The sequence below is a fragment of the Alteromonas sp. 4NS20-0143 genome, assembly GCF_057542855.1.
Map to the genome: position 1 here is coordinate 82,722 of NZ_BAAJLR010000010.1, position 25,486 is coordinate 108,207.

The 25,486-nt window shown below is 44.0% G+C and carries 18 protein-coding genes; 9 read left to right on the forward strand and 9 right to left on the reverse strand.

The window, feature by feature from the left end; translation table 11 throughout:
- From AC27HD_RS16955 to bamJ, 3 genes are all read right to left on the reverse strand, one after another.
- Complete coding sequence (locus AC27HD_RS16955; protein ID WP_487107305.1) at positions 1-1,341, reverse strand: Na(+)-translocating NADH-quinone reductase subunit A; 1,341 nt, start codon at positions 1,339-1,341, stop codon at positions 1-3.
- Between the two features lie 485 nt (positions 1,342-1,826).
- The gene (gene fabV / locus AC27HD_RS16960) at positions 1,827-3,005 is read right to left on the reverse strand and encodes an enoyl-ACP reductase FabV (RefSeq protein ID WP_163107323.1); all 1,179 of its coding nucleotides are present in this window, start codon (positions 3,003-3,005) and stop codon (positions 1,827-1,829) included.
- A gap of 462 nt (positions 3,006-3,467) precedes the next feature.
- Positions 3,468-4,088 (reverse strand): BamJ family beta-barrel-assembly machinery protein, encoded by a 621-nt coding sequence (gene bamJ / locus AC27HD_RS16965; RefSeq protein WP_032095520.1) that lies wholly within the window; start codon positions 4,086-4,088, stop codon positions 3,468-3,470.
- Between the two features lie 233 nt (positions 4,089-4,321).
- Here bamJ and ppc point away from each other — a divergent pair, with 233 nt between their 5' ends.
- Positions 4,322-6,943 (forward strand): phosphoenolpyruvate carboxylase, encoded by a 2,622-nt coding sequence (ppc, locus tag AC27HD_RS16970; protein ID WP_487107308.1) that lies wholly within the window; start codon positions 4,322-4,324, stop codon positions 6,941-6,943.
- Positions 6,944-8,057: 1,114 nt separating this feature from the next.
- Here ppc and mdh read toward each other — a convergent pair.
- A complete protein-coding gene (gene mdh / locus AC27HD_RS16975) occupies positions 8,058-8,996 on the reverse strand; it encodes a malate dehydrogenase (protein WP_032095517.1) in 939 nt (312 codons plus the stop codon).
- A gap of 261 nt (positions 8,997-9,257) precedes the next feature.
- On the opposite strand from mdh, the gene argR reads away from it, so the two are divergent.
- On the forward strand, positions 9,258-9,722 hold the full coding sequence (argR, locus tag AC27HD_RS16980; protein WP_032095516.1) for a transcriptional regulator ArgR: 465 nt from the start codon (positions 9,258-9,260) through the stop codon (positions 9,720-9,722).
- Positions 9,723-9,932: 210 nt separating this feature from the next.
- On the opposite strand, the gene AC27HD_RS16985 is transcribed toward argR, so the two are convergent.
- Positions 9,933-10,616, reverse strand: a complete 684-nt coding sequence (locus AC27HD_RS16985; RefSeq protein WP_487107311.1) for a type 1 glutamine amidotransferase domain-containing protein — start codon at positions 10,614-10,616, stop codon at positions 9,933-9,935.
- 134 nt (positions 10,617-10,750) lie between these two features.
- The gene (locus AC27HD_RS16990; protein WP_032095514.1) at positions 10,751-13,960 is read right to left on the reverse strand and encodes a TonB-dependent receptor; all 3,210 of its coding nucleotides are present in this window, start codon (positions 13,958-13,960) and stop codon (positions 10,751-10,753) included.
- Positions 13,961-14,341: 381 nt separating this feature from the next.
- Between AC27HD_RS16990 and AC27HD_RS16995 the strand changes: the two genes are divergently transcribed.
- The 5 genes from AC27HD_RS16995 to AC27HD_RS17015 all read left to right on the forward strand — a co-directional run bounded on the left by AC27HD_RS16995 (position 14,342) and on the right by AC27HD_RS17015 (position 19,293).
- A complete protein-coding gene (locus tag AC27HD_RS16995) occupies positions 14,342-15,229 on the forward strand; it encodes a PhnD/SsuA/transferrin family substrate-binding protein (protein ID WP_032095513.1) in 888 nt (295 codons plus the stop codon).
- On the forward strand, positions 15,226-16,194 hold the full coding sequence (locus AC27HD_RS17000) for a hypothetical protein (RefSeq protein ID WP_032095512.1): 969 nt from the start codon (positions 15,226-15,228) through the stop codon (positions 16,192-16,194). The genes AC27HD_RS16995 and AC27HD_RS17000 overlap by 4 nt, the downstream gene beginning before the upstream one ends.
- Positions 16,195-16,437: 243 nt before the next feature.
- On the forward strand, positions 16,438-17,061 hold the full coding sequence (gene udk, locus AC27HD_RS17005) for a uridine kinase (RefSeq protein WP_032095511.1): 624 nt from the start codon (positions 16,438-16,440) through the stop codon (positions 17,059-17,061).
- A gap of 12 nt (positions 17,062-17,073) precedes the next feature.
- The gene (locus AC27HD_RS17010; RefSeq protein ID WP_487107314.1) at positions 17,074-18,285 is read left to right on the forward strand and encodes a NupC/NupG family nucleoside CNT transporter; all 1,212 of its coding nucleotides are present in this window, start codon (positions 17,074-17,076) and stop codon (positions 18,283-18,285) included.
- Between the two features lie 168 nt (positions 18,286-18,453).
- A complete protein-coding gene (locus AC27HD_RS17015) occupies positions 18,454-19,293 on the forward strand; it encodes an isopenicillin N synthase family dioxygenase (RefSeq protein WP_487107316.1) in 840 nt (279 codons plus the stop codon).
- Positions 19,294-19,372: 79 nt separating this feature from the next.
- Here AC27HD_RS17015 and AC27HD_RS17020 read toward each other — a convergent pair whose 3' ends face one another.
- Complete coding sequence (locus AC27HD_RS17020) at positions 19,373-20,539, reverse strand: tetratricopeptide repeat protein (RefSeq protein WP_487107318.1); 1,167 nt, start codon at positions 20,537-20,539, stop codon at positions 19,373-19,375.
- 379 nt (positions 20,540-20,918) lie between these two features.
- Between AC27HD_RS17020 and AC27HD_RS17025 the strand changes: the two genes are divergently transcribed.
- Together AC27HD_RS17025 and AC27HD_RS17030 are read left to right on the forward strand one after the other, a co-directional pair.
- Positions 20,919-21,425 (forward strand): fasciclin domain-containing protein, encoded by a 507-nt coding sequence (locus AC27HD_RS17025; RefSeq protein WP_487107320.1) that lies wholly within the window; start codon positions 20,919-20,921, stop codon positions 21,423-21,425.
- A 198-nt stretch (positions 21,426-21,623) separates the two neighbouring features.
- Positions 21,624-22,607, forward strand: a complete 984-nt coding sequence (locus tag AC27HD_RS17030; RefSeq protein ID WP_487107322.1) for a GGDEF domain-containing response regulator — start codon at positions 21,624-21,626, stop codon at positions 22,605-22,607.
- Between the two features lie 59 nt (positions 22,608-22,666).
- Here AC27HD_RS17030 and AC27HD_RS17035 read toward each other — a convergent pair whose 3' ends face one another.
- Positions 22,667-23,359 carry a 3'-5' exonuclease gene (locus tag AC27HD_RS17035; protein WP_052010112.1) on the reverse strand — a complete coding sequence of 231 codons (693 nt, stop codon included), beginning with the start codon at positions 23,357-23,359 and terminating at the stop codon, positions 22,667-22,669.
- Between the two features lie 118 nt (positions 23,360-23,477).
- Positions 23,478-25,307 (reverse strand): putative nucleotidyltransferase substrate binding domain-containing protein, encoded by a 1,830-nt coding sequence (locus AC27HD_RS17040; RefSeq protein ID WP_487107325.1) that lies wholly within the window; start codon positions 25,305-25,307, stop codon positions 23,478-23,480.
- Between the last annotated feature and the right edge of the window lie 179 nt (positions 25,308-25,486).

The following is a 25,486-nucleotide window of genomic DNA, read 5'->3' on the forward strand; positions in this document are numbered from 1 at the left end:
TTAACCCTCTTTCTCTATCGTGGCCAAACAGTCGCGTAAAATAGGAGCATAGTTATATTTGCCAGGGCATACATACGTACACAACGCCAAATCTTCTTCGTCCAACTCTAAGCAACCCAATGTCTGAGCACCGTCAGTATCACCAGAAATCAGATCTCTAAGCAGAAGCGTAGGAATGATATCTAGGGGCATAACGCGTTCATAATTACCAATTGGAACCATAGAACGTTCTGAACCATTGGTAGTTGTTGTCATATCAAATTTCTTGCTACCACCTAAATGGCCTAGGTAAGCACGTGTCACTGAGTGTTTGTCCGAGCCTGGAGTAATCCAACCAAAGAACTTTTTCTCGTGACCTTCTTTTAATGCTGATACTTGTGTGTGGAAACGACCTAAGAAGCCGTGAACACCCTGTGCTGTTGTACCGTTAAGTACAGAGCCAGACACAACGCGTACGTCACCGTCTACAAGTTCATTTTTTGTTAATTCTGCTAAATCAGCTCCCACCGTTGTGCGAACAAGGCGTGGATTTTTAGCTGCAGGACCGGCTAATGAAACTACACGTCTGCTGTCTAATTCACCTGTTGTCAGTAATGCGCCAATGGCGATCACGTCTTGGTAATTAACATGCCAAACGGTTTTGTTCATGCCAGCAGAATCCAAATAATGGATGTGCGTACCTGGAAGACCAGCTGGGTGTGGACCACCGAACTCTTCTACGTCTACCGCGGCATCACCGGTTGCTACCGATGTACCTGGCGCCTTACAGACGTAAGTCTTTCCACCGCTCAATTGCGTTAACGCTTTCAGACCATTTGCAAAGTCTTCTTGGCGCTCAGCAATAATCACAGCCGGATCGGCTGCAAGTGGATTAGTATCCATTGCTGTAACGAAAATTGAGTTTGGTACAGAATCTAACGCAGGCGATTTGCTAAATGGACGCGTACGAATCGCTGTCCACATGCCAGATTCCACTAGGATTGATTGAAGCTGCTCTCGTGAAGCACTTGAGATTTGTCCAGCAGATAGCGTATCAAATTTAACAGCATCGCTGCCGTTTGCTTTGATAACTACAGACTGAAGCACTCGTTTTGCACCACGATTAACCTCTACCACCTCACCCGCAACTGGTGCAGTGAATTTAACGCCAGGGTTCTTTTTGTCTTCAAAAAGAACCTGACCTTTCTTCACTACATCGCCAGCTTGGACGTGCATGGTAGGGCGCATACCCACATATTCTTCTCCCAGAATGGCAACGCGCGTTGCAGCAGATGCATCAGCAATCTCCTGCTTTGGCGCTCCCTCAATTGGGAGGTCGAGACCTTTCTTGATTTTTATCATATGTAATTGCACTACTCTAATATAAATACCCTTTTGCATAACCGCAGTTATCCTGCCTGTCAGCATGCAAAAGCGTACTAGTAACAGGTGCTAAACACCTTTTTTGTTTTGATTGGCGGAACTTACCGATAAAGTCGCGGTTTGCTTGCTACTTTGCCGCAACGGCTTATTCCTAACGCGGGCTTCTCGCCCTGTTTTTATTGGACAGCAGTAATTGAACTATTTGTTGCGATAACTCTGATATCAAATTCGTTACTGTTGTATAAGCGAAACACTGTCAAAAGCTTCTCACTTAATATCGGGATTTTAGCATTAACCAATGCCTTTGTGCCACGCAAATCACAGATAAAGACAAAATTTTCGACAATTTAATGTAAACCTATGGTCTATATCGGCTAATTTTTACATTTAACGCATTAAATAGGTTTTAAAAAAGCCGCCTTTAGAGGCGGCTTTCAACATGTTTTAGAGTCGCTATTCAGCGCTTACCAACTTACCTGAGGATCCATATCCTGCTCGTAATCTACCGACTCAATATCAAACCCGAACAGCTTAAGAAATTCGTGATGATAGCCAGCGTAATCACTTAATTCATGGAAGTTTTCTTGTGTGACTTGATCCCACAACACCTTAATTTTTGCCTGCGTTGCGTCGTTGGTTTCTTTTGCATCCATACGATAGCGATTAGCTTCATCAAGAGTGGGGTTATCGCCAAAGAGGCACTGAGTGAATAATCCGTGTATTTGCTCAATACAGCCCTCGTGGGTTCCCTCTTCTTTCATCACTTTGTAAATGAGTGAGATATAAAGGGGCATTACTGGGATTGCTGAACTTGCTTGGGTAACGAGTGCTTTAAGCGAGCTGACGTTAGCTTCAACAAAGAGGTCGCTATTTTTACCAATAATGGCTGCTGCCGCACGGTCTAAGTCTTCTTTCGCTTTACCGATTGTCGCTTGCCCATAAATAGGCCAAGTTAATTCTTTACCAATATAGGTGTAGGCAGTTGTTTTACACCCTTCTGCCAACACATCGGCATCGCGAAGAAAGTCCATCCAGCGTTCCCAATCTTCTCCACCCATTACTTTGATGGTATTGAGAATTTCTTCATCATTCGCAGGCTCTAGTGATACATCGTGTACTTTGTCTTTATCAGTATCGTAAGTCTTGGTTGTATAGGCTTGGCCCACAGGCTTTAGAGTAGACTTATAGGTTACGCCCGTCTCTGGGTCTGTTCTACGCGGTGAAGCGAGACTGTAGATAACAAGGTCTACTTTTCCAATGTTTTGCTTAATCTTTTCGATAGTTTCTGCTTTTATCTCATCAGAAAATGCATCGCCGTTTACAGTGTCTGCGTATAAACCTTTGGCGTTAGCTTCTTTATGAAAAGCAGCGGTGTTATACCAACCAGCGGTACCTGTTTTTCTCTCCGTTGGGGCTTTTTCAAAGCATACACCCAAGGTTTTAGCGCCATATCCAAAGGCTGAAGTAATTCGAGATGCAAGGCCATAGCCTGTTGAGCTGCCAATAACGAGTACGTTTTTAGGTCCATCACCTAGGTCGCCCTGACCTTGTACATATGCGATCTGTTCTTTAACTGATGCTGTACAGCCCGCTGGATGCGCGTTTGTACATATGAAGCCTCTCACTTTAGGCTTGATAATCATAATAATTTTCCTTATTTAAGCGTGGCGCTATTGTAATGCCGTCATTGCGTTTAACAACTCGGAGCAGATCGAAAATCGTTTATACCAGTCCGCATAGATAATTGCCCACTCAGAAGGGCGAGTTTAAAATGTCCGTACTCTTTGTTGTGTCACCTCGATGTAGAACCACTACATCTGCGGTAACACGCCGCGATTACGCACATTTTAAGTCTCGCTGAGTGGGTAGTTATCCATACGGACTGGTATGACACAGCATAACGCAAAGGAAGGGGTATTGAATATGGCCTTGGTAAAAGCCAATTAACTGAGGATGTTTTTTACAGAAGGTGCTTTTAATAGGGAGTGTTTTTAACAAAAGAAGATTTTTATTGATGGTGCCTTACTACACCAGATAATTTTCAGACCAGATGATTTTTGCGTGGAGATTGGGGCGCAGCAAAATACTGCGCCCCAATAGGCTGATTAACCTAGAATGTCGAGAAGCTCAACATCAAAAATCAGTGTGCTATAAGGTGCAATTGCTGCGCCAGCACCTTGCTCACCATAGGCAAGATCGTGAGGCACATATAAACGCCATTTTGCGCCAACCTTCATGCTTTGAAGTGCTTCAGTCCAACCTTTGATGACGCCACCAACCGGGAACTCTGCAGGCTGACCACGCTCGTAAGAGCTGTCAAATGTGGTACCGTCAGTTAAGGTACCGTGGTAGTGAACACGAACCGTGCTTTCAGCTACTGGTGAGTCGCCTTCACCTTCAGCGATCACTTCGTACTGAAGACCAGACTCTGTTACGTTAACTTCTTCACGCTTGGCGTTATCTTCCAGGAATTTAGTTCCTGCTTCGATCACAGCTTTGCTTGCTTCTTCTTTAGCAGCTTGCATACGGTTGTGGATTTCACCAAACGCATCGCGAAGCGTGTCGTTATCAACTTGAGGTGCAGAAGCCGCAAACGCATCTTTTAAACCAGCTACAACTGCATCAATCGCTAAGCCGTCGAACGGGTTAGATTGTAGTTGCTGGCCCATTTGGTAACCAATGCCGTAACTTGCTTGGGTTTCTACTGTATTGAAAGTATCAGTCACAATAACTCCTGAAATTAAATTACAAATGCAGTGCATATTTTAAACAATTCGCACGCTGCGAGAATTTTTCTGCATTTTCCGGTGCGAGAGTGTATCACACCACAATTTATCTTGCTTTCAGCATTGTTAATAAGTCTATTAAAGTATCAAAATGTTGTAAATTATAACCGAAAGAGGTTAGACAAGTTGCAAAGGACACAGTATGGTTATGACCATATATTTAGGAGGATAGCATGCAAACTCATCACGATGCTGAACTAAAAGATACCGTTCGATATCTTGGAAAGACACTTGGCGAAACGATTAAAAATCAGTTGGGTCAAGATTGGCTTGATCGTATTGAAAAAATACGAATCGACGGCAGAGCCTCGTATCAGGGCGACGGAAAATGTAGCGAAGAACTGAAAGAAACTTTCAAAACCATGTCTGACGATGATTTACTCACCGTTGGTCGTGCATTCGCGCAGTTTTTGAATTTAGGCAATATTGCTGAGCAAGAGTACAACGCAGCGATGAATGTTGATGCGTCGATGGATGCATTATTTGAGCACCTTGATAAAGCCGAACTTACCACTGAGAAAGTACAAGAAGCTGTAGGCAAGCTCAATATCGACCTTGTTTTAACTGCCCACCCTACTGAAGTTACTCGTCGAACGCTAATACACAAGCATAAAGAATTAGCCGACTGCTTGCAGGCCGTTCACCAAGAATCACTCAACGATGTGGACCGCGGCAAAGTGGAAACCCGTATCGCCGACTTGATTGCACAGGCATGGCATACTGAAGAAATTCGTTCGGTACGACCAACACCAGTAGACGAAGCGCGCTGGGGCTTCTCAGTTATCGAGAACTCACTATGGGAAGCGGTGCCAGACTTCCTTCGCGAGTTAAGCGATCGTCTTACTAAAGACTACAATGTTGCGTTGCCACTTGACGCTTCGCCAGTTCAGTTCAGTTCTTGGATGGGCGGCGATCGCGATGGCAACCCATTCGTTACTTCAAAGGTAACTGAGCAAGTATTGTTATTGGCAAGAAAGCGAGCTGCGAAATTATTCGCTATCGACTTAGATCGCCTGCAGGTTGAGCTTTCAATGTACGACTGCAACGACGATATTCGCGCTAAAGTTGGCGATGCAAATGAACCGTACCGCGCGCTGTTGCGTCCATTGGTAAACCGCTTCATTAAAACTCGTGACGGGATTGACGACTATCTTGCAGGGAAAAACCCTGATTCATCGGATTGGATTGAAAGCGACGACGAGCTTATTGATGCACTTATGCTTTGCCATCAATCATTGATTGACTGTGGCATGCAGGTCGTAGCCAATGGCTTATTGCTAGACACTATTCGCCGCGCTCGCGTATTTGGTATTCACCTGCTCCGTCTTGATGTTCGTCAAGATTCAGAGCGTCACTCAGATGTATTCAGTGAACTAACGCGTTATCTTGGTCTTGGTGATTACGCACAATGGAGCGAAGCAGACAAGCAGGCGTTCTTATTGCGCGAGCTTGGCTCAAAGCGTCCTTTATTCCCGGCTAAATGGGATGCATCAGATGACGTAAAAGAAGTACTCGATACCTGTAAAGTTGTGGCTAAACACAGTAAACACGGTTTTGGTATTTATATTATTTCAATGGCGAGTGAGCCCTCTGACGTGCTTGCCGTGCAGCTATTGTTACAAGAAAGAGGCGTAAGCTGGCCAATGCCTGTTGCACCATTGTTTGAAACATTAGATGACTTAAATAACTCACCTGATGTAATGCGCAAGCTGCTGTCGATTGACTGGTATCGCGGATACGTGAAAGGCCGTCAGTTTGTGATGATAGGTTATTCTGATTCAGCAAAAGACGCCGGAGCACTCGCCGCTGGTTGGGCACAATATCAGTCTCAAGAAGCACTCGTTGCCATTGCTGAAGAGTTTGATGTGTCGCTGACGTTGTTCCACGGTCGTGGCGGTACTATCGGTCGTGGTGGCCTACCTGCTCACGCCGCTATTTATTCGCAGCCTCCAGGGTCTCTCGAAGGCGGCTTCCGTGTAACTGAACAAGGTGAAACCATTCGCTATAAGTTCGGTATGCCAACACTTGCTAAACGTAGCTTAGGTATTTATGCCAGCGCTATTATTGAAGCAATGTTGTTTCCGCCTCCGGCACCAAAAGAAGAATGGCGAGAGCTTATTACTACTATGGCAGGCCAGGGCCGCGACAACTATCGCGCCACTGTACGCCACGATGAAGAGTTTGTTCCTTACTTCCGCGTTGCAACCCCTGAGCAAGAGCTTGGCAAGTTGCCGCTAGGTAGTAGACCTGCGAAGCGTAAACCTCAGGGCGGTATTGAAAGTCTACGCGCTATTCCATGGATATTTGCATGGGCACAAACGCGCTTAGTACTGCCTAGCTGGCTTGGCGTTATGCGTGCAATCGATAGCGTGAAAACGCCTGAAAACGAGAAAGTGGTCAACGAAATGTTCAGCGAATGGCCATTTTACCGTTCACGCCTATCAATGTTAGATATGGTGTTTCACAAAGCCGACCCTCGCATCAGTGAAGCGTATGACGAACGCTTGGTACCAAAAGAGCTTAAGCACTTTGGTGAAGCACTGCGTAGTGAGTTAAAAGAGAGTATTTCTTCTCTGCTTGCGATAACTGGCGAACAGGACATTATGGCAAATGATCCTCAAGGCAAAGAGTCGATGGAAATTCGCGCGGCGTATTTGCAGCCTCTGCACTATCTGCAAATTGAATTGCTTGACCGCATCCGTAAAGCAGGTGATGAGTCGCAAAATACCAGCTTAGAACGCGCTATGATGGTGACGATTGCAGGTATTGCCATTGGTATGCGTAATACTGGTTAGTAAGTTATTTTAAGAAAGCACATCAAAACCCGCGTTTAACGCGGGTTTTTTTATACCTCATTTTTCCCATTTGCTCTAAATCTCCTACCCTTCTATTAAATTGATAAGCGTTAAGTCTTATTTTTTATTCGCAGTATTGCTAATTCACGCACTCGGGACAGTTACCTTCTAGTATCACTCACTATATTGTTAGGCTTGTATTTGCAGTAACAATACAAAAAGTCTTGAGCAGAAAGCCTCTTACGTAAGCCGCTATTGGAATTATCGCAATTATGAATTATTTAAAAATAAGCAGCTCAATATATGCAGTTCTTATTATCTCCGCCTTCATTTTAATACAAGTGAAAGGAGATAATAGCGGTTACTTTGACTTCTTCGTTGTATTGACGCTTGGCTACATAGCAATTTTGCAGCATATTGTTTTAAAAGAAATGACCAAAAGCAATGAACGGCACAACGATTGAAATCAAGCCTGCGCTACGACATATCAAGGCTCTACACTGGAAGGACACTAATAGCAGGCTTTTACTCTTTCAAGAGCACGCGCATGGGTGCGGCGGCGAAGCCTAAAGGATTCAACAAAAAGGCTGGAGACGTAAGGTCGTAATAGACTGCATGTACTTATTTTAAAACGCAGTGAATCGATGCTATGCGGGGGAATGCCTAAACTGGAAGGCTTGTAATGAGCAGGCTTTTACTCTTTCAATAGCCCGCGCATGGGTGTGGCTGCGAAGCCTACAGGATGTAACAAAAAGGCTGGATACGTAAGGTCGTAACAGACTTCATTTACTTATTTTAAAACGAAGTGAATCGATGCTATGCGGGGAATGCTTAAACTGGAAGGCTTGTAATGAGCAGGCTTTTACTCTTTCAATAGCCCGCGCATGGGTGTGGCTGCGAAGCCTACAGGATGCAACAAAAAGGCTGGATACGTAAGGTCGTAACAGACTTCATTTACTTATTTTAAAACGAAGTGAATCGATGCTATGCGGGGAATGCTTAAACTGGAAGGCTTGTAATGAGCAGGCTCTCCACCGCATGGATGCGGTGGCGAAGCCTACAAGGATGTATTCACGGCGGGCCTGCGTTTACAAGCCTGCCAGTGATTTCACCCCTAGCCGTTTACAAAGTCTACGCCTAGCTTGATATCGCCACGTAGGCCTTCAAGCATGTCGTTTTTCGCTTTTTCTTCAAATGCGCTTAGCTCGCCGTATGGCAAGATTTCTTCAACACCGTTTGCACTAAGGCGAACTGGGTGTGCAAAGAATGCTGCGTCATCGCTGTCATCAGTTTGAACGTAAGTGTATTCAACCACATTCTCGCCTTGCATTGCTGCTACAAGAGATAGGCAGAATCGCGCTGCTGCTTGACCCATAGAAAGGGTTGCAGAACCGCCGCCTGCTTTTGCTTCAACAACTTCAGTACCCGCATTTTGGATACGAGTCGTCAGGCTAGCCACTTCTTCGTCGGTAAACTCAACACCTTCAACTTGTGAAAGAAGAGGTAGAATAGTTGTACCAGAGTGACCACCAATTACTGGTACGTGCACAGAAGCAACATCTACACCTTTAAGCTCGGCAACGAAGGTTTCAGCACGAATAACGTCAAGCGTAGTTACACCGAAAAGTTTGTTTTTGTTGTAAACGCCTTTTGCTTTAAGCGTTTCAGCTGCGATAGCAACTGTAGTATTAACTGGGTTGGTGATGATTCCAACACACGCATCTGGACAGTTATCAGCAACACCTTCAATAAGGTTTTTAACGATTCCAGCGTTGATGTTGAATAGATCAGAACGATCCATACCCGGCTTACGTGGCATACCAGCTGGAATAAGAACAACGTCTGATCCAGTTAGTGCACCAGCTAGGTCATCTTTACCGTGACCGGTTACTTTAACCGCAGTGGGGATGTGGCTTAAATCAACTGCAACACCAGGTACAACTGGCGCAACATCATAAAGCGCTAAATCTGAACCAGCTGGCAATTGTGTTTTTAACAACAACGACAGCGCTTGACCGATACCACCTGCAGCACCTAACACGGCTACTTTCATACCATTTCTCCTATGGGATTACTCACGTATTTAAACGGAACGTCACACTAATGCAACGCGGGGGAAAACTCAATCACCTGATCGTCTTATTGACGTCATAAGCAGCGATATTTTGTCAATATTCATTATCATGGATGATTATGCAAACAAATTGCCTAAAGTCCACCTGTGGGGCACAATATGCGAATAAAAACCAGATTCTCACGTTTTTGTCACGCCCTACCGACGAAAACGATAAACGACATGAAAAAAGAGCGCTGAATGGCTAATACAAAACAAGAACAACTGATTAAAGCTTTCAAAGAGATACTTAAAGCAGAGAGCTACGGTTCACAAGGTGAAATTGTAGATGCCTTAAAGGCCCAAGATTTTGACAACATCAGTCAGTCGAAGATATCAAGAATGCTCAGTAAGTTTGGTGCAGTACGTACTCGTAACGCCCGTGGGGACATGGTGTACTGCCTTCCCCCTGAGTTGGGTATGCCTACCGCTAAAAGCCCCTTGAAACAGCTTGTGCTTGATGTAGTACACAATAATGTCATGGTTATCATTAGAACTAGCCCCGGCGCCGCACAGCTCATTGCACGCTTGCTGGACTCATTGAGTAAGAAAGATGGTGTATTGGGCACCATTGCCGGTGACGATACAATCTTTATCGCCCCTGCGGATGTTCAGAAGATTGAAGAACTGCGAATTCGTGTGGAAGAGTTGTTCGATAATGTTTGATAAAGACAGTGTTTAATAGAGACAGGGTTTATCAAAGGCAGTCTTTAACTAAGACAATCTCTAACTAAGTAGCGCCGAGTAATAAACATCACAGCCTATAGAAAAGCCGTCGACGGACATTCACTATGAAGTGAGGTCATCGGCGGCTTTTTACGTTTTAGTTCGCGTTATCGCGTTATTTGAACCATCGTTTTAGTGCTCCTAAGCACTCTAAGACAGCAACTTAATTAAAGCATCTGCTGCAGGTCGTGATGACGGTGGATTTTGCCCCGTTACCAGTAACCCATCAGTACATACCTTCACAGCAAAATCTTCTGCAGCTTCGAATTTACCGCCTTTATTTCGCAACTCGTCTTCCACTAAATAAGGCACCACATCGGTTAACTGCATTGCAGCTTCTTCGCTGTTTGTGAAACCTGTTACTGCTTTACCAGCAACAAGAAAACTACCGTCAGGCGCTTTCACATCTTTAAGTACGATTGGCGCATGGCACACCGCACCAACAGGCTTATTCGCAGCAATAGTATCTTCAATTAATTTAATTGAATGAGCGTTGTCCGACAAATCCCATAATGGACCATGTCCGCCTGGGTAAAATACCGCATCGAATTCTTCTGCTCTCACATCTTCTAACGGAATTGTAGATGCGATTGCACTTCGAGCAATATCGTCTTTTGTGTAGCGAATAGCATCGTCGGTCATCGCGTCGTCGGAGAGGCTATTGGGGTCGATAGGTACCTGACCACCCATAGTCGATGCGAGTGTAATGGAGTAGCCTTGGTCTTTGAATGCATAGTAGGGAGAGGCAAACTCTTCCAACCACATACCGGTCTTGTTACCCGTATCGCCCATGATTTCGTGTGATGTCATTACCATAAGAATAGACTTTGACATTTGACCTCCTTGCGTTGATTTCCAGAATATAGAGTCTTCTTCTTTCGTCCAAGGTGAATGATTAGATCAAAAAAAATGCCACTGCCCATAAAGGGGAGTGGCATTTTACACTACAAAGATTTTATATCATTTGATTAGAAGTCGTATTTAATACCGAACTGTAGCTGCCATACAGACTGAGAAAGAATCTCAAGGTTCTGAATGCGGTCTTCGCCGTTAAGGTCGAAGTACTCATATTGGCCATCTACGATGTTAGCTGATACAACTGCGCGCTCATACTCGTAACGAGTACGCTCAATGCGGCCCCAATCGTCATTTAACAAGTTACCGAAGTTCTCAATATCAAAGAATACCGTTAGTTTGTGCTCTGGGTAGAACGCAGGTAGTTCTTGTTGGATACGAACATCGATGATTGTTGACCAGCGAGAGTTGTCACCGTTACGAGCGGCAATGCCACCTTTATACTGTGCTAACTCAGAGCTATTGATGTAATCAAAAAACGCTTGTTGTGCCGCTGGATCACCGTCGAAAGATGATGAAGCGAACAACGGATCATCCATACCAGATGGAACGTATAGTAAGTGACCTGCATCATCGTTACGGCTTTCACGAGCACAACGACCGCCACCAACATCTAGCACACACGCGTTGTTTTCGTCGAACGTGTAGCTGTAAGGTTGACCAGAACGACGTTCTGCGAATACTGACACTTTAGTTTGGTAGCCATCGATAAACTCTTGGCTCCAGTTAAAGCGCATTTTCCATAAATGCTCAGTTTGGAAACTAGAAGTTCCTGCACGAGGCTGCTGACGATCGTAGGCAGCAAAGTCTGAATAGTTAGACGTTGCGGTTGACGAAGTACCGTAACCGATGTCTTCTACGTCAGCATATGTATAGCTGGTGAAGAAATCGAAAGAACCGTACGCAGTTTCCCATGCATTTGTTGCTGACAATGCGTAAAGCATTGAGTCGCCTTCATCCACAGATCCTGTTGCGATTGCTTCTGGTCCTTCACTACAGTCGTAAACACCACGACCATCTGGTGCAGTACCAACAGGCTCTTCACAACGTTGGTCGTACCAATAAGTCGCGTTTTCTAGCTTGTTATAAAGAACGTCAGCAGAGAATACCCAACCTTCAAGCATTTCCATTTCTGGCTCGTGGGCAACACCTAAGCTCACTTTCCACGTTGTTGGTATATCAAAGTCTGAGCGAAGCGCATTTACTGCTCCATCAGGATCAGTATTCGCAAGCTGATCTAGGATATTCTGAGGAATATACTGACCTGTTACTGGGTCTGGCGTAGTCGGTACTTGGTAAGTTTGACCAGAACCGAAATCTTCGTAGTTATCAGAGATTACACCGTCGTTAGAGTAACTGTTTGATACCCAAACACTTGGTGCACCACCAGAGAAGCGACCGATACCACCACGAACTGTCGTGTAATCAGATGCATACCACTGGAATGAAACACGTGGTAGAAGTAGGTCTAAGCCATCGATGTCATTTGCATTTGAGTAACCGTAGCGGTCAACAAAGTTTTGGTTTTCGCGAATAGAACCTTCTGATTCGTACCAGTCATAACGAAGACCAGCGTCGATAGTAAGTTCTGACGTAGCGGCCCATGAATCTTGGATATATAACGAGTTGTAGTTATAACCCCAGATAGCGCGCAAATCGTCTTCGTTGTTACTTACCGCATTATCGTATAAAAGTGCTGACGCTTGAGCGTTGCGCAAATCATCGATACTGTCGAATAAGTAAGAACCTTCAGAGTTCTGAGCAAATAAGTTGTCTACATCAACTTCTTCACGTTCAAAACCAGCCTTAATAATGTGATCGCCAGTGGTATAAATTGCCACCGCTTTCATTTGTAGGAAGTCTTGGTCTAACGAGTTTCCGTGACGGAAGCGGTCTGGACCAATTGTAAGGTAGTTTTCATCACCATCTACTTCGCGAAGGAAAACAGCAAAGTTAGGGAATTCAGACCCGTTTAACGAATCTTGACCTGTTGCTTGTGTTGTACTTGCAATTTTGAACTGAGTAGAGAAGTTCGTTGTCCAGTCTGAGAACACGTGAGCAATAAAGCTTTCTACTTCTTCTGAGCGGTCGTACCACGTCGACGATGCACCTAGTACTTCATCGTTAGTAAGGAAGTTGTTACCGTTTTGCTCATTGATTGAGTTACCTTCAGTTCTCATGTAAGTGAACTTGGCGCGGTGGTCTTTTGCGATGTTCCAATCGATGTTTGCTAATACTTTTTCATCTTGTACAGCGTCTTTTTGGAAATTACCAACATCGAAGCCCCATACGTCTGAAACAACCTGAGATACTTCAGCAAGGTCATCAAGAGTAATGTTTTCTTGTTCGTTAACCGCACCAGAGCCTAAAGGGCCGTTGTTAAGCGGAGCAACTGCTTCAAACTTGTCGTAGGCAACAAAGAAGAAAAGCTTATCTTTAATAAGCGGACCGCCAAGCGTAGCAACAAAAGTTTCTTCTTCGAAATCGAAGTTGAAGTCTTCGTCACCATTGTTTTCGCCAATCATGCCGTCGTCAGTGTAGTAGTAACCTACTGAGCCATGAAATTCGTTTGTACCTGACTTAGTTACCGCGTTGATAGTACCGCCAGTAAAGCCATTGTATTCAACGTCAAACGGTGCTGTTTGAATTGATAGAGACTCAATTGCATCGTAAGAAATAGGAGAACGCTGTGTAGGATAGCCGTTCGCGTTAAGACCAAAACGGTCATTTAACGCAACACCATCTACAGTAAGTGAGTTAAAGCGGTTGTTTGCACCAGCAATGCTCAACTCTTTTGAACCACCGCTTTGGACGTTTACAGACGCGAATGGGTCAAGTTGTGCAGCATCAGTAATGTCACGGTCGATTGAAGCAACTTCGCTAAGTGCTTTAAGGCCTAAACTCGTGCTTAGCCCTTCGTTGCTGTAACCAGCTGTAGCTCGAGTACCTGTAACAGTAATAACTTCGGCTGCATTAGCCGACTGAACGGTAACTGGAAGCGCCAACGCTTGATCTAGTGATAAGTAAACATCCTCTACCTTCGTTGGTACGAAACCATCACCAGAGATAGTAACTGTGTAGGGACCACCGACACGAAGACCACGTGAAGAGAAAGTACCGTTTTCGTTGGTTGTTGCTGTCGAAATAGTACCTGTTGGTTCGTGCTTGATAGTTACGGTGGCGCCGGCAAGATTTGCCCCTGCTTCGCTAACAACATTGCCTCGGATTGCAGACGTTGTTGTTTGAGCCATAACTGTACCAGCTAGGCCAGCAGAAACAGCAACTGCGATTGCAACGCGGCTGAGTTTTGCTTTGAAGTTCATGTGTGTGTTTCCCTTTTGTTTAGAATTTTTTTCTAATTAGATGTTACAGACAACTTTTGCTCGCCCTGCTTGTGAGCAAGATTTGGCTAAATTGTCTTCGAGCTTCGTGTCATTTTTATTACAAAATTGCATTTTTGTTTACGCAGAGTTCAGATATCGTAAACAGCTACGCTTATTTAAGCTGACCAGGTGGTCAAGTTAAATTACCTATTGTTATTATTGTTTCCAACTCGCAATTTACATCGCTATTCTTGCCACACCCGCGACTAATAAACAGCGTTTAACAAAAATCAGATTAACCCAGACAAAATTCATTAAAATCAGTACAGTAGACCATTCAAATAAATTTACCTATTGCAATAAATAATCTTAGCTGTTGAAATGTCACTTTCAATTATTAACTTTATTGGTCGTTTTTTGACAACTCTTCGAATTGTTTCTTCATTAAAATGGTGGTTGTTACTATTCGCAGCGGTTTGCTGCGTCTCAGTCAATTATTTTTCAAATTTACGGAACTTTTCTGACATACCACCACAAACAGGTCAGTATTTAACCTGCAATGGCGAATTTTCAGCCAACGCCGACCGATTTTCAGTATATGTTACAGACAGCAGAATTGCACAGCTTGCTAGCGAAAAAATCTGTAACAATAGTGTCATAAAACGGCAATATGGAGAGGTAAAGGTAATAATTGGTCAGAGCGACTATGACACCTTTCGGTATATCAACCACGGCGTGGTTGATTTAGCATTAGTGAAGAGAAACGTAGTAGACGCCTTTGCAGCCAACGATATCTACGGCTTAACGCCTATCGCATCTCACCCAGATTACGGGGCATTTTTTATCTCGTTACGAGAAAAGCCAAAATTGGAAAAAGAATATTTATTGGGCAAGCGAATTGGCTTGCTCGACTACCCTAGCAGCCGCTCGGGGCACATAGTACCTAAAACAGTATTGAAGCGGCTTGGGTTAAGTGACACTAATGTGAACATTGTGTATTACAGCTCACATCAAGAACTAAGGCGTGCCCTGCTCGCTGGTGAGGTTGATATCATTTCTTCTTATTGGGCAAAAGACGATGAAGAAATTCTGTCAAAAAATTATACCGCACCATTATTACAGCAGGTAAGCGGAATGCGTTGGTATTTAAAGATGCAAACTCAAAACACCGACCTATTTTGCGCAATGCAGTCAGTCATCCATGATATCGCTATGGCACATCCTCGTCCCTATTATAAGAATATTGTTCTTGAGGAAGGCTGCCGATGAACATTTCAAATAAACTGACATTTAAATCTAAGCGACGAATTGTTATTAATGGATTGATGCTGCTCTTTTTATTGCAGTGCATAGCTGTTGCAGGACAGTTTGTTTCTTATCAAAGCACGCTTCATAGCGCTATTGATAAGGTTGAACGAAGAATTAGTTTAGACAGCGCTTTTTTAGATGTGGGTAATCAAACCCTGCAAACGCCGGTAAATAGCTACGCAATATGGCAATACACTACAACGTTGAATGCGGAGCTCTCTACCCAAGGCTACCCTGTTTTAGTGAAGTCGATTCAAGGTGTGGAATTTAAAAGCGAGAAAATCACAAAAGCGAACTTTCCTAAAAGCTATACAACGGTGTTAAGAAATGCAGAACAACGCATAGATATAGAGATAGTAAGCAAACCTATATCTAACGCACTTGGTTTTAGTTGGACCGCGTTGATCGCATCACTTCTTATAATGCCAATGTTTGCGATTAACACCAGAACCACTGCAAAACAGAGAGCGCAGCGAGCAGAGGCATTATTGCCCCCAGCCCCAAAACTTATTATCAACTTGCAAGATAAAACCATATCTAACGGCGTCACCGATAATGCAGTGACGTTACAGAACAAACCACTGTGTTTTTACACTGCGTTAGTGAAGTTCTGCATCGAGAATCCTGGAGTGCCATTGCCTCCGCACAAAGACGTACCTAATGAGTTAGTCGCACTGGCGAATAAAAGTTTTGGCCGTCTTATTGAATTAGGTCATACCAAACGGAAAAGGCCAGACTTTAACGCCAATTTAGATAAAACCCTCAGCGAGATTCGAGCGTCACTTGATGAAGTGTTTGCCGACTTTAATGCTGAAAAAGAAACCTACTATCCGCCAAGAGCACAAGGTGAAGGTTCTCGCTCAAAACAACATTCTTATGCTTTACCCAAAATCGCTTTAGCTGACATAGAAATAATTGGTAACTAGGGGAGTTGATCTAGACAACTTGCTTTAAATTTGAACAACAACGCTTTGTATGTGAATAATATTGACCAATTGGATAACTTCTTCATGTTTTAGTGAAGGGCCTGCAATACCTTGAAATATCGGTGAACTTCAAGAAAAGACCTAGCAAAGACCAGACCAAAGACTAACGAAACATGAATATAACATTGATTCGTGAGGGCTAAGCGCGTATCTTTGCACCAACAAAACCAGCTTTAAAGTACTATGCAATCGCCATTAATTATTGCCATTTCTGGAGCGTCAGGCTCTGGGAAGTCTCTTTTTACGAAAAATTTATTTAACGGATTCAGCGCACAAGGCCGTCCTGTACAGGTTTTGCGCGAGGATCATTACTACCGTGCGCAAGACCATTTGCCCATGGAGCAGCGCGAGCAAAATAACTACGACCATCCAAACGCATTTGAGCACGAGTTGCTTAAAGCGCATTTGCAGGCGTTGAGAGAGGGGCAGCCAATTGACTATCCTCACTATTGCTATAAAACACATACTCGCTTGCCTGAAACTGAGCGCTTAAATCCAGCACCAGTTATCATTCTTGAAGGTATTATGTTGCTTGCTCGTACGGATCTCCTTCCTTTATATGATGTGAAAATCTTTATCGACACGCCATTGGATATTTGTTTGATGCGCAGAATGATGCGCGACCTAAAAGAACGCGGTCGCTCTATAGAGTCTGTGGCCAAGCAATATGAAGAAACAGTAAAACCAATGTACCACCAATTCATTGAGCCAAGCCGCTTTACTGCCGACGTAGTAGTAACGCAGGGTGGAAAAAATCAAATTGCATTAGATGTGATCAAATCACACATTCAGCAAGCGCTTCTTTAAGGGAATAACATTATGGTAGGTTTACTGGGCGTTGCGCTCCTAATAGGTATTGCATTAGCGATGTCGTCGGCGAGGCGCAGCATCAACTGGCGCACTGTTGGTGGTGCATTCGCTATTCAAGCCACAGTGGGTGCGTTTGTCCTGTATTCCGAACCCGGCAAAGAGTTCCTCCTCAAAGCAACAGAATTTGTTGGCAATATCATTGGTTACAGCCAAGACGGAATAAGCTTTTTATTCGGCCCCCTCAGCAACAATTCTCTTGGCTTTATATTTGCGGTTAATGTACTTCCCGTTATTGTTTTCTTCTCCGCACTTATTGCGGTGCTTTATCACCTTAAGGTGATGGGCGTTGTTATAAAAATTATCGGTGGTCTTCTGCAAAAGCTGTTAGGCACCAGTCAACCTGAGTCAATGTCTTCAGCGGCAAATATCTTTGTCGGTCAAACCGAAGCGCCTCTGGTAGTTCGCCCCTTTATCCCACACATGACTCGTTCTGAGCTGTTTGCCATTATGGTAGGTGGTTTGGCATCAATCGCAGGCTCCGTTATGGCCGGATATGCGGGTATGGGCGTAGAACTTAAATACTTACTAGCCGCGAGCTTTATGGCGGCACCTGGTGGATTGTTGATGGCGAAGATTATCTTGCCTGAAACGACTAAACCAAATGAAGATTTACACGACGTAGATGCAGACAGCGCAGGCTACGCCAACGTATTTGATGCTGCTGCTAGTGGTGCAGCATCAGGCATGCAGCTAGCGTTAAACGTAGGTGCAATGCTACTCGCTTTCATAGCACTTATTGCCATGTTCAACGGCCTCATTGGCTGGACCGCGGGGCTATTTGGCTATGAAAACGTGACTTTTGAAGGGATCCTGGGGTTTGTTCTTCAGCCACTAGCATGGGCAATCGGCGTACCATGGGAAGAAGCACAACTTGCTGGTAGCTTTATTGGACAAAAGATGGTGGTTAACGAGTTTGTCGCTTACCTCAGCTTTTTAGAAAACCAAGATCAGCTGTCTCAAGCCTCTCAGGCCATTATCACCTTTGCATTATGTGGTTTTGCAAACTTCTCTTCTATCGCTATTTTGATGGGCGGAATTGGTGCTATGGCGCCAACACGCAGAAAAGAAATTGCGCGACTGGGATTAAAGGCAGTTATTGCTGCAACCTTATCTAACTTAATGAGTGCGGCATTGGCTGGCATTTTCCTTTCTCTCGGTTAAAATTTTTTTAGACAGACTATTTGGTCAACTTTTTACTAGACTAAACGGTCAGGTTTATGTAAATTACGCACATTCTTCGCAGGCGTTGATCTGAATCAACGCCTGCGTCTTTTTTCTGTAGCCCGTCTACCTTTATAATGCCGCAATCAAAATATACGGGATAACGTTATGCAATTAGTTGCTGTTGATTACCAAGCTGAAAACGCACAAGAAGAATTTGTTAAATCACTTCGGGAAACTGGATTTGGTGTTCTTAAGAACCACCCTATTCAGCAGTCTTTGGTTCAAGGTATTTATGACAATTGGCAGGGTTTCTTCAATAGTGAACAGAAGAACGATTACCTTTATAACAAGGGTAAGCAAGACGGATTTTTCCCTCAGAGTGTTTCTGAGGTAGCTAAGGGTTTCACGAAAAAAGACATAAAAGAGTATTATCACTACTACCCTTGGGGCCAGTGTCCAGAGGAGCTACGTCCTCAGGTATCTCAATACTACAAAGAAGCCAATACGCTTGCTTCAGAGTTACTGAGCTGGATTGAGTCTCACTCGCCAAGTGAAGTAAGTGATAAGTATAGTCAGCCGTTAGGGGATATGATTAAAGATTCAGATCAAACCCTTTTGCGTATTCTTCACTATCCGCCACTAAGCGGTGATGAAGAGATAGACGCAATTCGCGCTGCTGCTCATGAAGATATTAACTTAATTACTATTTTACCAGCTGCAAATGAGCCGGGCCTTCAGGTTCAAGCGAAAGACGGCAGCTGGCTAGATGTTCCTTGTGATTTTGGTAGTTTGATTGTGAATATTGGTGACATGCTGCAAGAAGCATCTGGCCACTACTTCCCATCAACCACTCACAGGGTAGTGAATCCTGATGGCGCAGACATGACAAAGGCTCGTATTTCACTGCCTTTGTTTTTGCACCCTCGACCAGATGTTGTTCTTTCAGAACGTCATACCGCAGGGTCATACCTGCAAGAGCGCCTTCGTGAGCTGGGCGTGATTTAAGTTAAGTTCCTTTTGTAGTGTTACCTTTCTGCCACGGCTTGTCCGTGGCTTTTTTCTATCTGCTTATTTTCATCTCTATTCAGCGTCGAGCCAATACAGCAAGCTTTGATGAATAGCGCTCAGCGCTATAATCATCTGGTGCGTAAGTCTCAGCGCTTTTAAGGTAACGCACGGCATTGTTGGTATCGCCCAATTCGAAATAGGTCTTAGCCATACCAAATAGCACTTCGTGATTCTTTCTGTCTAGTCGTACAGCACGTTGATAGTGACTCAGCGCTTTCTCAAACTTACCATCCTCAAATGATTGCTCGCCAAGGATAAAATGATAAAAAGGGTTAGTCTTTCTTTTTGTTTCTATTTTGCTAAACAGTTCAGCCGCTTCCTCCCGCCTATTTTGATATCGATACAAAATAGCGAGGTTCTCCCATACGGTTAAGTTTTCAGGATCGAGAGATAAAGCGTGTTCGTAAGTCCGTTGAGCTTGTTCAAAATCTCCTTGCATACGATAAAGCACGCCTAAATTTGTCCAGGTTTGCTGTAATGTTGGCGCAACTTTGGCTGCGGCTCTGAAATAGCTGTATGCACGGGTATAGCTATTTGCTACAAATGCATCTGCCCCCTTGTTGTTATAAAACATGGCTAACACACTTTTTTGCGATACGGGAATGCGAGGGAAGTGACTTCGAATGACCTGTGGATCAAAGTCCACGTCGGCGTAGGTTGTTCCTATGGTAATTGCCATTGAGGTTTCTGGGGCGCTTACTCTTAAATTGATATGCCCATTGAGCAAACTAAAGCCATCTCTGCGGGTCCAGTATTCGGGAATGTCTACCTCGTAAAATGTAGTATTTAATCCAAGGTGTTGGGCTAAGGCGAAGGTCATTATTGACAATGATAGGCAATTAGCCGCTCGGTTATTAAAAGTGGTATTTGCCACCGTATTGGCGTTGTTGCGATACACCATGCCATTGTCTGAGTAGTCTAAAATAGCGTTGACAAAGCCTCTAACATTCTTTGCATTTAATGCGTTGTCGTAGGCAGAACGTTCTGCAAAGCGTTTTGCTTCTTCACCGAGATAAAATACATCTTCCTCTGACTCAACACGAAAAAGTGGGTAACTAGGGAATAACTCATCTTTTAATAAGGGCTTGATATCTGCAGTTGCACGATCATCTTGCTGTGTACTTTGGCAAGCAGCTAAACACACCGTTATTATTACTAGTGTTAATAATGATTGGACAGGCATGACATACACTCCTCATGCGCTTTCATAGGCATTTAATGAAGCCGCTGAGTAAAAGCGCGCTTCGAGCCGCTATAAAGCGTCATTCGATACTATAAGTATAGACTGCCCTGATAAACTTGCTTTTCTCTGTATCTGATTTGAGTTATTCGCCTTCAATTTGCTTTAGTTCTTTTTCTATTTACTGCACCGGACAAAATAAATAAATGCACATTTTATCGCCTCGCGCCCTTCCACAGATGCATTTTAACGCTAAGGGCTCTCTTGTTACATAAAGTTAATCATCACTTTTTGAGAAACCACCGTAATCATAAGCGAAATCAAACTTGTTAAAAGATAGTAAAGTTTTATAACCCGTTGGATAAACTCAAAAGGAAATATTATGCGTAAGTTTTTAAGTGCTTTAGTTATTTTAGTAGTGAGCTCATCTGCATTCGCTGGACACCATAAAATGGGTGACCACAAAGATATCGTTGACACAGCGGCGAGCAACCCAATGTTTTCTACCTTGGTAGCTGCGGTAAAAGCAGGCGGTTTAGTAGACACATTAAAAGGTGACGGACCGTTTACCGTTTTTGCACCTACTAATGATGCCTTTGCAGCGCTTCCTGCAGGTACATTGGAAATGTTGTTAAAGCCAGAGAATAAAGACACCTTAGTGCAAATTCTTACATACCACGTTGTTGCAGGTAAAGTAGCGGCGAAAGACGTTGTATCACTTGCATCTGCGACCACAGTGGAAGGCAGTGATGTAAAAGTTAATGCCGCTATGGGTAAAGTGAAAATTAACAATGCGAACGTTGTGAAAGCTGATGTAATGGCTGAAAACGGCGTGATTCACGTCATTGACGCAGTATTGCTACCTGCTGATGTAGCATCAGCGTTATAGTCTAGAAAACGAGAAAACGTTGTAAACCACCGCTCTGCGCGGTGGTTTTTTGTATTTGATGCACAGAGATTATAAATCAGTTATGCCAACATATTAGATTTCTATAATTTAAACTTATGTTGAATAACTTTTTTTCTCGCGTAGGTGTAGAGTTAATAGATATACTGCCTCAGAGTAGTACCCTAACGAGGAATTGCTGTGTACATCGAACAAGTTGACAACAGAGCACTCTCTGATTGTAACGTTCTTATTGTAGATGACGATGCGAGTAGCAGACTCATACTAGAAACCTTGCTGACAGATATGGTTTCGTGCGTTTCAGTTGACTCTGGCAAAGCGGCCATCGAGCATTGCCGGTTCAAAAAGCCTGACCTAATTTTGATGGACGTGTCCATGCCAGAATTAGACGGTCACGCCACCACGGTATTATTGCGTAAAAAACCTCAGTGTGAATCCATACCCATTATTTTTGTAACTTCATCCTCAACGGAGGAAGAAGAATCAAAATGCTGGAACTCTGGATGTGTGGATTTCGTCGTAAAGCCAGTTAACGCCTGCACACTGCTAAATCGCGTAAAGTCTCACCTAAAAAATAAAATGCGCAATGACTTGCTCGAGAAGCTCATTTATATCGATAAACTCACTGGCGCATACAACCGCCATTACCTAGATGACTATCTTCCCAGACTTGTTCGCGATGGACTTCGTAATGTGACGCCACTGTCCCTTGTCATATTAGATATCGACCACTTCAAGCTTTTCAACGACATGTACGGTCATTTAGACGGCGACAGCTGTCTGTGGAAAGTCAGTCAATGTATCAACGACACGTTAAAACGGCCTATGGATAAGTTGGTTCGTATCGGTGGCGAAGAGTTTTTAGTTATTTTGCCGAATACGGATACAAGAGGAGCCGCTGCAGTCACAAAGAGGCTGCTAGAAACCGTATATGAATTGAATATCAAACATGATGCCTCTGAATTTGATCGAGTCACATTAAGCGCAGGGCTCTCGACTAAAAAAGCGGACGATGAAAAAACCATAGACTACGTCATGCTAGAGGCTGATAAAAACCTCTATCTCGCTAAAACCGATGGTCGAAATCGCGTAAGAGTAGAAGGGCTTGATGAAGCCGAATTTGACACCCCGGTACGAGAAACCAAAAGACGAGTACTTGTGTAGGCTTAGCGGTTCGTTAGCTAGCTTTTTTCCTAATCTGTGTTTTTATTTACCCTGTGTTTTTACCTATTCTGTGTTTCTCCCAATCGATATTTCCCAACCGCCTTAGTGTGCAGCAGTTGCGTTAACGGACTGGTTTGGTCTAACCCAAATTGCTCAAATTGAGCAAATAACAGCTGAATTGTGGCAAGTGCATCATCAAGGGCATTGTGTTCAGGACAGCTTGGAAGGTCTAATCGCTGTCGACACACGGTAAGTGTTGCACTATTGGTAGGAAGCACTTGATGCTGCTTGTTCAACTGATAAACCGCAAGCTTAAGCGTATCAATATAGATAACATCCATAGCGGGTAAAGACAGCTTTATAAACGCTTTATTAAGCGCCGCTAAATCAAGACTCGCATTGTGAAACACCAGCACTGACGATTGAAGCCGTGGCATCAACTTATCTAAGCTAACGGCTAACGGCTTCCCTTGAGCCAAAATATCATGGGTTAACCCGTGAATGACCGGGCTTTGGCCTAACGCAGCCGATGTTTTTATAACAAAATACTCGCAAGAGCCCAGCGACAACTGCCCGCCCTTACCTGCCACCCATCCTATAGATGTAATATCAGTGACTTTGGCATCAAGGGAAGTCAACTCAACATCAATTGCCAGTAAATCCGTGTTATTGATATACCTACCGCTAAGTTGCTTTGTTAGCGACGAGCCTGCAGTTAATGCAAGCTGCCTTTTAAGCCATTGCAATATCATCTATCGTTTTACCCTACCCGTTGATTTACCTTACGCTTTAGATCACCTTGCGGCTTTCCCACCCCAGCCTTGCTTACCTTTGTATCATTAATCCTTATCACCAGTGACAGAAGGCGCGCTAACCAACCCCGCCGGAAAACTTCATTACCATGGCTTCGTTAGCCCGCTCTATAGCTTTAAAGCCCGCTTTAAGTTGGTGCTTTTGAATCGACGACAGCATGCTCACCGAAACGAGGTTATCGGTTACTTTGTTCTCTAGCTGATGACGCCAGCGCAGCCTATTTAAAAACACCCAAATATCTTTTAAGTTAGCCGCATCTTTAGAAGAAAGCTCTGACTTGTCAGACAAACTCTCAAGACGGGCAACGGTATTGGGTAACGTAATACCATCAGCTAACGCATAAATACGCGCAATGTTGTTAATCAGTGCGACGGCACGGGTTTTTAAGTCGATGGTGTCTTTTTGTTTACGTCCTTTTTCATAGCTAAATTTTTGAAACATAGATAGGGGGACAGACACATCATTGCTATTGCGTGCCAAGGCGGCTAAGAACATCTTCTGCTGTAATAATGGTGCTCGCCTTTTCTGCAACTGTTTGAACAGGCTTGCATCACCTGCTGCACAGCGTACATCCAAAAAAATATTAAAGTGCATAATGGCCTTGCTTGTGGGTGCTGCGACCCACCGCTCAGCTTCTTTTACCGCTTCATCAACTGACAACCGCAGCTCAGGATTACTGGCCATAATGTTGCCATCACACAGCTTAATCCCGCATTTTGCTAATCCTTTGCACACGTAATCTGTCATATCAGCAAAATAGGCGGCCTGCTTTTCGTTAGGCGTAGACGCTAATAATAACCCGCTGTCTTGGTCAGAGCCCGTGGTTTGATCTTCCCTCGCCTGCGAGCCATACACTAGCCAGGCAAACATCATAGGGGCTTTACCGTTATCTTGCTGGAAAAACCCAATAAGCTTTCGCGTCATTACGTCGGTTGCCTGAGACAAGATTTTGCCCGCAATATCGTAATCTCCGGCACGCTTGGCGTGCGCAGCAAAATAATGCGGTAATTGCCAAGACAGCCTTGTGAGCTCATACAGATTATTCGCTTTTGTGAGCTCACCAATAATAAAAAGTACGTTGCCCCTTTGGTGCCTAATAATATCGCTGGCCGTCACCATGCCTATAGGCGACTGGGATAGATGGTCGATAACCGGCAGGTGATGAATATTTTTTTCTGTCATCAACGCCATGGCATCGAACAACGTTCGGTTGTTGCCAATTTGGGTAGGGTTAATCGTCATTATTTCTTTTACTGCCAAAGCCGTATCAAGGGCTTGAGCGACTACGCGAGAGCGCAAATCTCTATCTGTGACTATGCCAATGAGCTTGTCGTTATCGGTTACCAATAAGGACGATACTTTTTCTTGAGTCATTAACATTGCCGCATCTGCTATCGACATATTGCTGTGAGCGGCCACCGGTGCTTTATCGATAACATCGGTCAGCGACTTGTATAGCCACATGGAATTAGAGTCGGCGATAGCGTGATTTTGCAGCGCATTATTGCGCAAGCCCGTAAAAAAGCTATTAACCTCTACAAGCTCAAGTAACGCACATACGTCTTCAGCGGCAAAACTGTAAACAAGGCCAGGGCTGTCTACGTGTATGGACAATGGATAGGTACGCTTATCTAAAATTGCGGCATAATTAAAATAATCTCCCTCGCTTAAATGCCTAGCCGCGCCTTCCCCATCTTCCACGGAAAACTGACCGCTTTGAATAAGATAAAGTCGGGGCTCGCCCGTTTTAAAATGCTCGGTATTATCTTTTGTCACATAGAGTAAATCAGCATGTCGAATAAGGTCATTGCGTTGAGACTCGTTTAACATATCAAAGGGTGCTGATGTAGAAAGAAAGTCTTCAACCTGCTTTGCTATTGCTGTCATTTGTTCATCCTTATTCTCGTTCTATTGGCCTTTCAGTTGCGCTGCGCCTTTCTTTAAATCTGGTCTTTAAATCTGGTCTTTACCTCTGATTTTTACATCAAGGGTTTACCTCTGACTTTTGCATCTGGCTTTTACCTCCGGAGCTGTCGATACTTCTGCCGCCGTTTCTGCCTATGCCT

Bases quoted from the DNA above. Each gene is read 5' to 3' on its own strand.
- AC27HD_RS16955 (WP_487107305.1), bottom strand. From the start codon at position 1,341: ATGATAAAAATCAAGAAAGGTCTCGACCTCCCAATTGAGGGAGCGCCA.
- fabV (WP_163107323.1), bottom strand. From the start codon at position 3,005: ATGATTATCAAGCCTAAAGTGAGAGGCTTCATATGTACAAACGCGCAT.
- ppc (WP_487107308.1), top strand. From the start codon at position 4,322: ATGCAAACTCATCACGATGCTGAACTAAAAGATACCGTTCGATATCTT.
- mdh (WP_032095517.1), bottom strand. From the start codon at position 8,996: ATGAAAGTAGCCGTGTTAGGTGCTGCAGGTGGTATCGGTCAAGCGCTG.
- argR (WP_032095516.1), top strand. From the start codon at position 9,258: ATGGCTAATACAAAACAAGAACAACTGATTAAAGCTTTCAAAGAGATA.
- AC27HD_RS16985 (WP_487107311.1), bottom strand. From the start codon at position 10,616: ATGTCAAAGTCTATTCTTATGGTAATGACATCACACGAAATCATGGGC.
- AC27HD_RS16990 (WP_032095514.1), bottom strand. From the start codon at position 13,960: ATGAACTTCAAAGCAAAACTCAGCCGCGTTGCAATCGCAGTTGCTGTT.
- AC27HD_RS16995 (WP_032095513.1), top strand. From the start codon at position 14,342: ATGTCACTTTCAATTATTAACTTTATTGGTCGTTTTTTGACAACTCTT.
- AC27HD_RS17000 (WP_032095512.1), top strand. From the start codon at position 15,226: ATGAACATTTCAAATAAACTGACATTTAAATCTAAGCGACGAATTGTT.
- udk (WP_032095511.1), top strand. From the start codon at position 16,438: ATGCAATCGCCATTAATTATTGCCATTTCTGGAGCGTCAGGCTCTGGG.
- AC27HD_RS17010 (WP_487107314.1), top strand. From the start codon at position 17,074: ATGGTAGGTTTACTGGGCGTTGCGCTCCTAATAGGTATTGCATTAGCG.
- AC27HD_RS17015 (WP_487107316.1), top strand. From the start codon at position 18,454: ATGCAATTAGTTGCTGTTGATTACCAAGCTGAAAACGCACAAGAAGAA.
- AC27HD_RS17020 (WP_487107318.1), bottom strand. From the start codon at position 20,539: ATGCCTGTCCAATCATTATTAACACTAGTAATAATAACGGTGTGTTTA.
- AC27HD_RS17025 (WP_487107320.1), top strand. From the start codon at position 20,919: ATGCGTAAGTTTTTAAGTGCTTTAGTTATTTTAGTAGTGAGCTCATCT.
- AC27HD_RS17035 (WP_052010112.1), bottom strand. From the start codon at position 23,359: ATGATATTGCAATGGCTTAAAAGGCAGCTTGCATTAACTGCAGGCTCG.
- AC27HD_RS17040 (WP_487107325.1), bottom strand. From the start codon at position 25,307: ATGACAGCAATAGCAAAGCAGGTTGAAGACTTTCTTTCTACATCAGCA.